This is a genomic window from Bacillus cereus group sp. BfR-BA-01330, assembly GCF_022663885.1.
Lineage (GTDB): Bacteria > Bacillota > Bacilli > Bacillales > Bacillaceae_G > Bacillus_A > Bacillus_A cereus.
On sequence record NZ_JAKUGK010000007.1, the window covers coordinates 174,598 to 186,583 of the forward strand.

The window sequence follows — 11,986 nt, forward strand, 5'->3', positions numbered from 1 at the left end:
AAAGGTAAAATAGTAGGAGGAATATAATGAGTCAAGATATTGAAAAACAAATCAATCAAGTAAATCAAAAGTTAAGAAGTGTATTTGAAGAACAAGACCGAAATCAATCCGCGATTCACATTCAGGAGCAAGCGGAAGCAGATTTTTATGAATGGAGAGGTCGAAACCATCGTTTGTTTGATCGAATTTTAGGAACTTGGCATGGTGATAGAGAAATGTCTCAGTTTTTTATGAATACATATCAAGAGGCACAACATATTGAAAGAAAAGTCACATTTGAATTGGAAAACAAAAAAGAAACGTTGCTTAAAGAAAGACGAAACCTTAGTGATTTAGAAAACGACCTTTCCTATCAACAACAACAATTAGCGAGGGAGGTCAATGCATGAGTTTAAATATGTATTTAGGAGAAGTACAAAGCCAAACTCAAAGTATGAATGCTGTATGTAACGCTACTATTCAAGGTATGGAACAAGTCATTCAGTCAATTGATGCCTTTGCAATTGATACTGTTCTACAAGGACAAACTTATAGCAGTGCAAAATCATTTTTTGTACAAACCTTTCGTCCTTTAGCGCAAGGAATCATTTATCTGTGTGAAGAGTTAATTCGCCAGAACGATGCTTTTCCAAGTCAATTTCAATCACAAGTCGCTTCCACAGATGTAATTGAACAAGAAATATTAGAACAAATTCGAGAAATTGACCGAATGAAAGCAAGTATGGAAGCCATCAGTCAAGCTATGCCAATCCCAGGTATGGACGCTATGGCGAATCTTTTTACTCTGATGAGGAAAAAACTGCAAGAAAAGCTAGATCATTTGTATCAATTCAATCAGACCTCTAGTAATAATTATAGTACAGCCCTTCAATTAGCAGCTAGTATTGCTGCAGGTCTTGCGGAAGTTCAAAGTGGGAAAGGCTTTAGTCCTGCAAGTGGTACATTTAGTACGCAAGGGTTGAATATGGAATGGACAACTTCTATTCAGGCGATTAATGAAGATAGGAAGCGTCAGGCCGATAATCATTTAAATGGTAGTTCAATTGAAGAAGGAACAATGTGTGGTCCGTTAAATAGTGAGAAAAAAGATGAATCTTTACTAGATACGTTTAAACATGGTGTCGAAGATATTTATGAAGGTGCTTTGGAGTTTATACAAGGCGCTGGCAGTGCAGTAGCTGAAGACTATATTGGACTAACACCACTTGATAATGATAAATTAGAAAGCAAAGCAACTTATCAAGCTGGAAGATTTACTGGACATGTTATATCAACGGCAGGATCTATTGTAGAAATTTTTGAAGGTATTTCAGTCATAGGTGGGGCTAATTTCTTAACATTCGTCGCAGAAGTAGGAAGTGGTGGGTTAGCATCACCAATTGTTCTTCCATTAGATGCAGTTGCTACAGTGGCTGGTGTTGGTGTTGTTGTACATGGTGGATTGGTTTGGGATAAATCGATTCAAAATGCTAAGGATACTCTTCAAAAATTCGAGTCTTCTCCATCTTCTGGTGAGCGTATTAATAAAGTTAAAGAGAATGGTAAACTTAATAAAGAGGAAAATGCTACTAAAGGGATGGATAATACCAGTAATAAAACCAGCGGAGATAATCCAAAAGTAATTGAGGAATTAGAGGGACCTGTTATTGATGGAAAGCGAGTTGGAAGTGGAGAAAAGGTTGATAAAGTAAAACCTATTTGGGGAAGAGATGAAAAAGGAAAGCCTATCATAGTAAAAGAGTTTCCTCATGTCCCTAAGGAACATGGCTTTTCTGATATTGTTGATAATTACTCAAGATTTGCTGATGAATTTCCATTAGTGGGAGGAGATCGCATTAGTAGAAGATTCTTCCAAATCGAAGGAAGCAATGGTGGTAAAAAAGGCGTCTTTGAGTGGATTGTTGAACCAAATGGAAATGTAAGTCATAGAAGATTTATTGAAAATGGTACTGTTACAGGGAAACCAAATCAAGTTCCAAAAAAGTAAAAGGAGAATTATATGGATTTAATAGATTTTAAGAACAAAGGTCTTAAGTATGATTGGAAAACTATTTATACCGGTGTAAATAAAAAATATTTCGAACCGAATGTCATTTCTGATTATGCGGTGGAACTAATGGAAGCCGGTGATGATGAAGCTTTTGTTAATGAACTAGCTTGGGGAATAGATTCTAGTGATTTAGATAAAATTTTGTTTGAAATTAAAGATTTCCACTTTCCTAATCTAGAAGAAAATAGTGAAGAATTACAGAATGAGATAAGTAAACTCAGATTCGTTTACTTATCTAAGTTAAAAGAAAAGATTACTGATGAGGATGAACTATTAAATAGAATTGCAGAGTTTTATGATAGACATGATTATCCTGAAGATATGACAAGTTTTATTACTTATATGCCCCAAGATACCCCAACTACGAAGGAAGATTTGTTAAATAGGTTTTATAAATTTTTGGATTCAGAGAAAAAATTTATTGAATAGCTACTTTGCTAGATTCTGAGGGCAAGAAATGAATTTTTTGAAGAACAAGCCTTCTTTAAGGTTGAATATTTCAATGAACCATGTTATCTAGCTTGGAGTAAGTGAAGAGAAAGTTACATATGGAGAATGATCAACAAAAGAGACCTAACATTTGCGGTCTCTTTTGTTGATTTAAATTAAAAAGTATCATTTAAGTGGATGCCCTTTTGTACCTCTTACTTTACATACAAATAGGCTTCAATTGCTGATACATAGTATCTTTTATCCTTGCTGTTATGTACTTTGTATTGTGGCGCTCCATTCACAGTTACCTTTACATCAATGGTAAATCCTAATCTTACCTCTAAAGCACCAACAACATCTTTACCTTGCCAAGAAAGAGATTCATCGAGTTCAGATTAACGAAAAACATAGAATACATAATTTTAACTAGACTTATTATTAACTAGTGTATCCCCACCACCAAGCTCTGCCTCAATCTGCGAAGTCTTCGATGACTCATCCATACGCCAATACGTAATAAAGCTGATCGCGATACATCCAGCTACGTAGAAGTAGAAGAGTGATTCCATTCCGATACTTTTTAGCCATAATGCGATGAACTCAGCTGTTCCGCCGAATATCGCGACTGTTAGTGCATATGGTAAACCTACGCCGAGTGCGCGAATTTCAGTTGGGAAGAGTTCTGCTTTTACAATTGCATTAATTGATGTGTAACCAGTAACGATAATGAGACCGACCATCATGAGTAAAAATGCTACGATTGGTTCTGTCGTTTTTTCCATGAAGAAGAAGATCGGTGCTGTTAGTAATGTTCCGAGAATACCGAATGCCATTAATAGTGGGCGGCGTCCAATTTTATCGGATAATAGCCCTGCAATTGGCTGAAGTACGACGAATATAAGTAGTGCGACAAAGTTAATCCAGCTTACAACTTCTTTCGGAAGGCCGACTGTGTTTACCATGAACTTTTGTAAATATGTTGTGTACGTATAAAATGCAACAGTGCCTCCTAATGTTAGGCCGACTACTGTTAATACTGCTTTCGGATGTTTCATAAGAGCGCGAATGGTTCCTGCGCTTTCACGTTTTTGTGATTTTACGTTTGAGAACTGCTCCGACTCATCCATCGTGCGGCGAAGCCATAATACAGCTACTGCGCCCATCGCTCCAATAATGAATGGAATACGCCATCCCCAAGCTTTCATATCTGGTTCGCTTAGTAATTGCTGAAGAACAATTTGAACGCCTAACGCAACCATCTGTCCAGCAACGAGCGTTACATATTGGAAACTTGAATAAAAACCACGGCGTCCACTACTAGCCATTTCAGATAAATACGTTGCGGAAGTTCCGTACTCTCCACCAAGTGATAATCCTTGTAGTAAACGGGCAAGAACTAAAATAATTGGCGCCATAATACCGATACTTTCGTAACTCGGTGTACAGGCAATAATTAAAGAACCACCCGCCATAACCGTAATCGAAAGCGTTAATGCTGCCCGGCGTCCGTGCCGATCCGCATAACGTCCCATTAATAAACTTCCGATAGGGCGCATTAAAAATCCAACTGCGAAAATAGCCGCTGTGTTCAGTAACTGACTCGTTGGATCTCCTTTAGGAAAGAACTCTGCTGAGAAATAAACAGCGAAAGCAGAGTAAACGTACCAGTCATACCATTCAATTAAATTGCCGACAGAACCTTTGAAAATATTGCCGGCGACTCGGTTTGATTTTACTTGAGCCATACTAATTCCTCCTCTTGCTTATAAATAAAATAATAATTATGAAAGCGTGTTCATTGTAGTTGAATTGTACTGTTCTTTAAATGAAATCTCAATATTATGACAATTTTATTCTTTTTGTACTTTATGTACATGGATATTTTTAATAGTTGCTTCATTTTTAGTTTTGTCATAATAATAGAAAAGGAGATTGATAGTTTTGAATATTTTATCAAAGGATATGAAGCATGAAAAAATCACGCAAAGTATCATTACAAACGAAAATAGTAAGCTTAATTATCGCGTTAATTTTATTTGTCGTTCTCCTATTAACGGGAATATTTGTTTACATTCAGTCCGTTGATACGAAGCGCCAAGTGGAGCAACTAGCACTGCAAACGGCTAAATCTCTTTCTTTTATGCCAGCTATAAAAGATGCTTTTCAATATAACGAGCATAAAAGTACTATCCAATCCATTGCGGAACAAGTTCGTGAGCAAGCTGGTGCAGATTATGTAATTGTGGAAGATCGCTATGGGGTTATGTATTCCCATTCTAATTCTGAGTTGATTGGAACAAAGAGTAACAACCCGTATAACTATGAAGCACTCACTTTTGGTGGCTATTATACGCTCGAAGGAAATGGTGTAAGTGGTCCAGCCTTAATGGCAAAGGCACCTATTATTGTTCATAACGGAGATTACGATCAAGTAGTAGGCGTTGTGACAGTAGAGTTTTCAATAAAAGGAATTGAATCTAACATATTGAGTAGAACGAAAGAAATTATCCTCTTTTCATTAGCAGTATTATTAGCCGGCATTGTTGGTGGCATTCTTTTAGCGCGTAGCATTAGGAAAGATACACTCGGTTTAGAGCCGAATGAAATCGCAGCGCTATACCGGGAACGAAGCGCGATACTACTATCTATAAAAGAAGGGATCATCGCCATTGATCAAAATGGTTTTATTACGATGATGAACACCTCAGCAGAAGAAATGCTTCATGTAAATGATGATTATATGCAGCAGCACATTTCAAAAGTTTTACCGAATTTTAATATGGAAAGAGTGCTAGAAAACGATCAAGAAATCGCGTTTCAAGATAAAGTGTTTATTTTAAACATGACACCGATACTCGAAAATAATAGTACGGTAGGCGTTGTATGTAGTTTTAGAGATAAAACAGAACTGCAAAACTTAGTGAATACGATATCTGAGGTAAGAAAGTATTCTGAGGACTTACGTGCTCAAACACATGAATTTACAAATAAGCTCTTCGTCTTATCCGGCTTATTGCAGTTAGGGCATTATAAAGAAGCTATTGAATTCATTCAGCAAGAATCTAATATTCATCAAAGTCAAAACCATATTTTATTCCATCAAATTCATGATGCAAAAGTACAAGCAATTTTATTAGGAAAAATCGGAACAGCATCTGAGAAGAAAATCGATTTTCATATTGAAGGAGATAGTGCGCTGCATCCGTTACCAGACCATATAAAAGTTTCGCACCTTATTACGATTCTTGGAAACATAATCGACAATGCATTTGATGCGGTGAGTGAACGAGAGGAAAAGAGTGTTTCCTTCTTTGTTACGGATATTGGACACGATATTGTATTTGAAGTGATAGATAGCGGGATAGGGATACCGGCAGAAAAAATAACGACCATTTTTCAAAAAGGATTTTCAACGAAAGGAAATAATCGGGGTTACGGGCTAGCGAATGTGAAAGAAATGGTAGATCTACTAGAGGGAACAATTGAAATTCAAAACGAGAAAAATGGGGGAGCTATTTTTACAATCTACCTTCCAAAAACATTGAAAGAAAGTACATGACAAACAGGGGGATGGACATATGTTGAAGGTTGCAATTGCAGAAGATGATTTCCGCGTCGCGCAAATTCAAGAGGAGTTTTTATCGAAAATAAAGAACGTAAAAGTGATTGGAAAAGCATTGAATGCGAAAGAAACGATGGAATTACTACAAAGAGAAGAAATCGATTTGCTTCTATTAGATAATTACTTACCAGATGGGATCGGAACCGACTTATTACCAAAAATCCATGCTGACTTTCCAAGTGTTGACGTCATTATGGTAACGGCGGCGAATGAAAACTATATGCTAGAAAAAGCAATTCGAAACGGCGTAAGCAACTACCTTATAAAACCAGTCACGTTAGAAAAATTTGTTCGCACAATTGAAGACTATAAAAGAAAGAAGCAACTATTACATAGTAACAATGAAGTAAATCAAGCACTCATCGATAACTTCTTCGGGACTTCGCAAACACAAGACATAAAAAACTTACCGACAGGTGTTGATCCGTTAACACTGCAAAAAGTGAAAGGGATTATAAAAGGATTCGAAGAGGGCATTACAATAGAAGAAATGGGCGAACAAATGGGGGCCTCCAGAACAACCGCAAGAAGATACTTAGAATACTTAGTAGCGACAAACGAATGCACAGTAGAGTACAAATACGGCATTATCGGACGACCAGAACGAAAATACCGAATAGGACGAGGACTATGAAAAAACGATTATTACTATGTATATGGATCATGACAGGAGTACTAGTTGGTTGTTCCGTAGAAAAAACGAACACAAATAAAGTAAACATAGACAAAGTAGAAATCGTTGCGCCAAACGTTCAAGGAGCAGGATGGGACTTAACGGCACGAGCGATGCAAAAAACACTAACGGAAGAAAAAATCTTCACAAAACCAATCACTGTCACAAACAAAGTAGGCGGCAGCGGTGATGTCGGTTGGAAATATACGAAACAAAAAGGCGGTCACGTACTCGCGATCAACTCAAGCTTACTCATAACGAACAACCTACTAGGCCACAGTAAACTAACATATAAAGACTTCACCCCGCTCGCAACATTAGCATCGGACTGGGAAGTCGTTGTCGTATCACAAGACTCAAACATAGAAAATGCAAACGAACTAATGGAACAACTAAAACAAAACAAGAAAAACTTCAAAATCGGTGTTGCCCCCGGCCTAGGAAACGACGATCACCTATCCTTCGTACAAGTAAGCAAAGCCTTCGGCATAAACCCTGCCGAACTACAATTCTTCGTCTACGAAAACAAAGGAAAAATCATAAATGCTCTAACGAACAAACAAATAGGCGCCGCAACCATGACCCTATCCGAAGCCGAAAAACAATACAAAGCCGGCAAAATAAAAATACTGGCCGTATCCGCACCAAAACGGCTAGACCGACTACCACAAATCCCAACATGGAAAGAACAAGGAATCAACGTCATCTTCCAGCACTGGAAAGGAATTATGGGCCCGAAAGATATGACGGAGGAAGAGGTTGCTTATTGGGATGGTGTTATTAAGAGGATGGTGGAGAGTGATAGTTGGAAGGGGATTTTGAGGGAGCGGGGTTGGAATTCTTATTATAAGGATAGTGGGGAGAGTATGATATTTCTTGAGCAGAGTAGTCAGGAGTATGGGGAGTTAGTGGGGAATAGTAGGAATTAGTAAATTATACGGTATGGTGTATGACTATTCTTTTGTACATATAAATAGTTTGATGAAATCGTAGTAATTGTAATGGCTTATTAGGGTGGGGGATGGTTAGCGGGAATTATAGACTTTAGTAATAAGCTAGAAAGAGGGTGACAATCAGTCACTCCCTTTTTTGTAAATTAAATAGAAAAATATTTTAATTACCGTAAATACCGCCACAATTAATGTTACGATTTATTTGTCACATAGGAAATTTATCCAATTTCAATTTTTTTGTGAAAATGTATTGAAAGGAAGGGAGATAGTATTGCAAACAAGAGAAATAAAAGAAATGATTTATTTTATTGCAAAGGGGCTGGAGCAATGGGAGGAGAAGGGATGGAGAGAAATTCCTGAGACATTGCATAAAGGGCATTTACTGTTTATGAAAAATACATTGCAGTCTAATATGCATCCGAATAATATTTTTGATTTAATCAAGGTACTTCACGAACCTGTTGAAAAATGGGGAATGGCTGGAATAGAAAAGTTACTCCCGGGTGATTCCACCTTTTTAGTTAAAGGGTTTGGTCTGTCTATTGATATAGAGGATTTTCTTGAAGAATATAAATTCCCAGCAGAATTTGATCAATCTGTAATGAAGGAGATATTAAATTATTGTAGGGACAATAGTTTAGATGAGGAATATAGAAAAATTCGTTCTATTATAGCGAGTCCGGATAATGCAGTTTTAACATATGTGCGACTGCGTAAAATATTATTTTCAATTAAAGATAACGTGTTACATCAGCTGTTTGAAAGGTGTTATGAACAGGTTCCGCATAACATAGATAATTATAAAAAATGCCCTCATTGTGGGTGGACGGTATCATTTGTAAAAGGAAATTGGAGATGTAATAAGGAACAAATATGTGGCCACTTTCAATCGTTTGAGCGTTTAGAATCGTATAAATTTTCGGAGGATGAATCGGTGTATAGAGTTCGGCCGGGTATACAACGGTATGTACTATTAACTGGAATAATAGAAGAGAAAATATGTAAACGCCTAAAAGGGTATGATGCAGTATTATATCCGAACGTTGACGAGTTTGATATAAGGATTAATGTAAATGATACGTTAATAGATTTAGATGTAAAAGATTACAGATCGCCAAGAATGCTTGCGAATGCTTTTAATAATAAGAATTCAGGTTATTTGGAGAAGTATCATAAAAATGCTTATGTTATTATTCCAAATTATCGATTGAAAATGAATCCTAACTATAAAGAATTAGTATGTTCTTCTTTAAGCAAAGAATCTAGTGTCTATATACAAATTATGACGGAGCGTGAACTGTTTAAGTGTTTAAAGGAGGAAACCTTATGCAGCACAAATTAATATATGATCTTCAAAAACAGTTTGAAGAATTCAATGTAGAAAAAGAAGAAGCGCTCCAAATTATTAAAACGGAACTCCTTATATATGGTGGGAAAACAGCAGATCATCAAGTGCCTATTGAGGAAGCATGGGCATTATTAGTTGGTTATAATGAACCAGTATTAGAAAAGTATACAGATAAGTCTATTGTTATGAATCTAAGGTTGTTACTAGCTGAGTTTTCTAATGAAAGAATATGGAGGGACAATCTTGCATCTTATTTTCAAATAGAAAAGAAATACCGTTTATTTCATGAAGAGAATGGAAAAATCATACAAGTAATCCCTCAGATAGTAACTTATAGAACGAAGGTATATGCAAAATTAATACTTGATGTATTAGAGCAAGAAGAGAAAGATTATGAATTCGCTGTGGAGGGAGATTTTTCATATTCCCGGACGGTGGAAACCATGTTACACAAATACACAGGTTCAATTCCAAAAATTAAAGTGAAATATCCTATGTTGCCGAAGTATCGTGAAAAAATTAAGTGCTCCTCAGATTTAAATACTAATTGGGTAAATACAGCTACTGAGATGGAGCTGATATCAAAAAAATCCTATGTAGACCGTGCTAAAAGGATTAAGTTTCAAAGTCTCCACGTATATCAGCAAAATACGTTTGATTATCATGAAACGCAGCATATTGCAGGTGGATTAGCAGCTGGAAAATCAACTTGGATGATGTTAGAAACCTATCATCAAGTGAAAGAAAAAGGGGCCAAAGTTGGTTTTATTGAAAATAGCGTTTTTCAAGTTCTAGATCGTGTACAGGAATTACGTGATCTTGGTATTAAGGCGGTTCCTATTATTGGAAAAGGAAGTCGGGCAAATCATGAAAAACGTTTTTTAGAAAGTTATGTAGATCCCTCTAAAGACGTGTCGCAGTTCTTAACACAGACGTTTCATTCGTTAGCTTCTATCTCGGATTCATGTACATTAAAAGCTTTAGCTAATGATTTTGAACGTAATAATTATTATCCATGTAAGTCTATAAAGCAAGGTGATAAAACGGTTTTATGTCCTTTAGCTAATACATGTGGTGTATATAAGGAGTGGACAGAGCTAATAGATGCCGATGTATGGGTAGCAACAACTGCAAGTTTAATAACTTCTAGTATTCCTGTGGTTATAGATCCCCTTGAAAGAACAATTTATGAAGCAATGTATGATTTATTAGATATTATTTTTGTGGATGAAGCAGATGCAGTTCAAAAGCAGTTCGATGAGCAATTTACGGTTGAAATCGATGCTTTTGGTAATAATAATTCTTTTTTTGAAAAATCACTTTATGCAATGAGTAATAACATTACAGGAAGATATACTGAGTTTGCTAATGATAAGCTTATTCAGCGTTGGCAACTCAATTCCAGGGAGTTAGAGAAAGCTGTTTGGTCATTATATGCAAAATTGAGTCATACACCAAAAATACGGAATTCTTTGAAAAATAAACTGTTATTTCCTAATAAGCTAGCGTATGAATTATCTAAAAAAGTTACAAAAGATGAAGAGGAACAAAGAAAAATTGAAAAACAGTTAAGGAAATTTGGTGTAGATCCAAGGAAAACTGTTCAAATAAAGCGTAAGTTGGATCAGTTACTCGCGAAAGAACCGAATAAAAATCAAATTTTACAAGAAGTAGCTAAGCTCTTTAAAATGGATAATCAAATTACACGTGATGCGGTAGACTTACTAGAATTTTATCTATACTTTTCATACCTAGACTATAATATTAAGTTTCTACTTTCTTATTATCCTGCTGTGCAAAGTAGATTAGGAATTGGATATGATGTATCACCTCTTTTGACAAAAGCAAAACAGTATAAGCCCTTTTTACTTGATGCTATGACTGGAAAGTTGTTTGGATATAGATATGAACAAACTGAAGATGATAAGTTTGGTAATTTTAAAATCCTTGAATATTCAGGGATTGGAAGAAAGTTCTTATATGACTGGTCTAATATGTATGAAATAGCCTTTAAGAAAAAGGGTCCAGCGGTTGTTTTACTTTCTGGTACAAGCTTAGCGCCAGGGTCAGATCATTATGATATAGCAATGAAACCTAAATGGTTAATTCAATCGGAATTACCTCCTTCTAAAATTAAACAGTCATACGTACCAACTTTTGATGAAAAAGATGGAGAACTTCTATGTATTTCAGGAAAACGTGAACAGAAGAGGGCTGAAAATTTAAGTAAACTTACAGCATCTTTAGAAGATAGATTGTTAGTTGAGTTGAAAACATTACAAGTAGAAAACAGGCGGATTTTACTTGTAGTTAATTCATATGAGGATGCTAAAAATGTTGCGAATACATTAGAAATGATTCCGAGATTATCAAAACAATATCGTGTATTAACACGGGAAAATGATAAATTAAAAAATGCCTTTCCTAGGAGTCAAATTGAAATGTTTAGGAAAGAAGAACAGAAAATACTAATTGTGCCGTTAATGTCTGTCGGACGTGGTTTTAATATTTTAGATGGAGGTACAGGTGCTTTATTTGGCTCAGTATTCTTTCTTGTAAGGCCTTATCCGGTACCAAATGACTTTAATTATATGATTCAAGTTTTACATGCAGCATTTCCAGTTTTTATGAATCAGATTGAAAGTAGAGGTCTTCATTACGGTAAGGCTATAAAGCAGTTACGCAAACTTAGTATGGGGCGCTTCGAGTCAATGTATAAACGATCGGATTTTTGGGCGGTACTGAAGCCGAAAGAAAGAGAAGTTTTATCTTGGTTTATTTTTATTCCAGTTTGACAAATGATTGGTAGATTATTACGTGGTGGAAAGAATGCTCGTGTATATTACTGTGATGGGAGCTTCCATAATAAAAAACCTAATGTACCATCGTTACTGGAATTTTGGAGAAT

9 protein-coding genes and 1 pseudogene are annotated in these 11,986 nt (G+C 36.0%); 8 read left to right on the top strand and 2 right to left on the bottom strand.

The window, feature by feature from the left end; translation table 11 throughout:
• The first annotated feature begins 26 nt into the window (after positions 1-26).
• Genes MR112_RS20565 through MR112_RS20575 form a run of 3 tightly spaced genes read left to right on the top strand, consistent with a single transcriptional unit; the run spans position 27 to position 2,479 of the window.
• The gene (locus MR112_RS20565; RefSeq protein WP_046945326.1) at positions 27-389 is read left to right on the top strand and encodes a DUF3958 family protein; all 363 of its coding nucleotides are present in this window, start codon (positions 27-29) and stop codon (positions 387-389) included.
• Positions 386-1,987 (top strand): T7SS effector LXG polymorphic toxin, encoded by a 1,602-nt coding sequence (locus tag MR112_RS20570; protein WP_242245244.1) that lies wholly within the window; start codon positions 386-388, stop codon positions 1,985-1,987. Before MR112_RS20565 ends, MR112_RS20570 begins: the two co-directional genes overlap by 4 nt.
• Positions 1,988-1,999: 12 nt before the next feature.
• Positions 2,000-2,479, top strand: coding sequence for a DUF2247 family protein (locus tag MR112_RS20575; protein ID WP_000364132.1), 480 nt, complete (start codon positions 2,000-2,002; stop codon positions 2,477-2,479).
• 215 nt (positions 2,480-2,694) lie between these two features.
• Here the strand turns inward: MR112_RS20575 and MR112_RS28935 are convergent.
• Both MR112_RS28935 and MR112_RS20580 read right to left on the bottom strand, forming a co-directional pair.
• Positions 2,695-2,865, bottom strand: a pseudogene (locus MR112_RS28935) (N-acetylmuramoyl-L-alanine amidase); the annotation flags it as partial.
• A 39-nt stretch (positions 2,866-2,904) separates the two neighbouring features.
• Positions 2,905-4,227, bottom strand: coding sequence for an MFS transporter (locus tag MR112_RS20580; RefSeq protein ID WP_086404855.1), 1,323 nt, complete (start codon positions 4,225-4,227; stop codon positions 2,905-2,907).
• 224 nt (positions 4,228-4,451) lie between these two features.
• Here MR112_RS20580 and MR112_RS20585 point away from each other — a divergent pair, with 224 nt between their 5' ends.
• From MR112_RS20585 to MR112_RS20605, 5 genes are all read left to right on the top strand, one after another.
• On the top strand, positions 4,452-6,041 hold the full coding sequence (locus MR112_RS20585) for an ATP-binding protein (RefSeq protein WP_242245245.1): 1,590 nt from the start codon (positions 4,452-4,454) through the stop codon (positions 6,039-6,041).
• Positions 6,042-6,060: 19 nt separating this feature from the next.
• Positions 6,061-6,738 (top strand): response regulator, encoded by a 678-nt coding sequence (locus MR112_RS20590; RefSeq protein ID WP_242245246.1) that lies wholly within the window; start codon positions 6,061-6,063, stop codon positions 6,736-6,738.
• Positions 6,735-7,706 carry a tripartite tricarboxylate transporter substrate binding protein gene (locus tag MR112_RS20595; protein WP_242245247.1) on the top strand — a complete coding sequence of 324 codons (972 nt, stop codon included), beginning with the start codon at positions 6,735-6,737 and terminating at the stop codon, positions 7,704-7,706. The genes MR112_RS20590 and MR112_RS20595 overlap by 4 nt, the downstream gene beginning before the upstream one ends.
• 295 nt (positions 7,707-8,001) lie before the next feature.
• Complete coding sequence (locus MR112_RS20600) at positions 8,002-9,072, top strand: restriction endonuclease-related protein (RefSeq protein ID WP_200458652.1); 1,071 nt, start codon at positions 8,002-8,004, stop codon at positions 9,070-9,072.
• Positions 9,057-11,873: a pPIWI_RE_Z domain-containing protein gene (locus MR112_RS20605; protein ID WP_242245248.1), complete on the top strand. Its 2,817-nt coding sequence runs from the start codon at positions 9,057-9,059 to the stop codon at positions 11,871-11,873. The genes MR112_RS20600 and MR112_RS20605 overlap by 16 nt, the downstream gene beginning before the upstream one ends.
• The last annotated feature ends 113 nt before the right edge of the window (positions 11,874-11,986 follow it).

Coding starts and splice junctions, on each gene's coding strand:
- MR112_RS20595 (WP_242245247.1), top strand. CDS start 6,735: ATGAAAAAACGATTATTACTATGTATATGGATCATGACAGGAGTACTA.
- MR112_RS20590 (WP_242245246.1), top strand. CDS start 6,061: ATGTTGAAGGTTGCAATTGCAGAAGATGATTTCCGCGTCGCGCAAATT.
- MR112_RS20575 (WP_000364132.1), top strand. CDS start 2,000: ATGGATTTAATAGATTTTAAGAACAAAGGTCTTAAGTATGATTGGAAA.
- MR112_RS20585 (WP_242245245.1), top strand. CDS start 4,452: ATGAAAAAATCACGCAAAGTATCATTACAAACGAAAATAGTAAGCTTA.
- MR112_RS20565 (WP_046945326.1), top strand. CDS start 27: ATGAGTCAAGATATTGAAAAACAAATCAATCAAGTAAATCAAAAGTTA.
- MR112_RS20570 (WP_242245244.1), top strand. CDS start 386: ATGAGTTTAAATATGTATTTAGGAGAAGTACAAAGCCAAACTCAAAGT.
- MR112_RS20580 (WP_086404855.1), bottom strand. CDS start 4,227: ATGGCTCAAGTAAAATCAAACCGAGTCGCCGGCAATATTTTCAAAGGT.
- MR112_RS20605 (WP_242245248.1), top strand. CDS start 9,057: ATGCAGCACAAATTAATATATGATCTTCAAAAACAGTTTGAAGAATTC.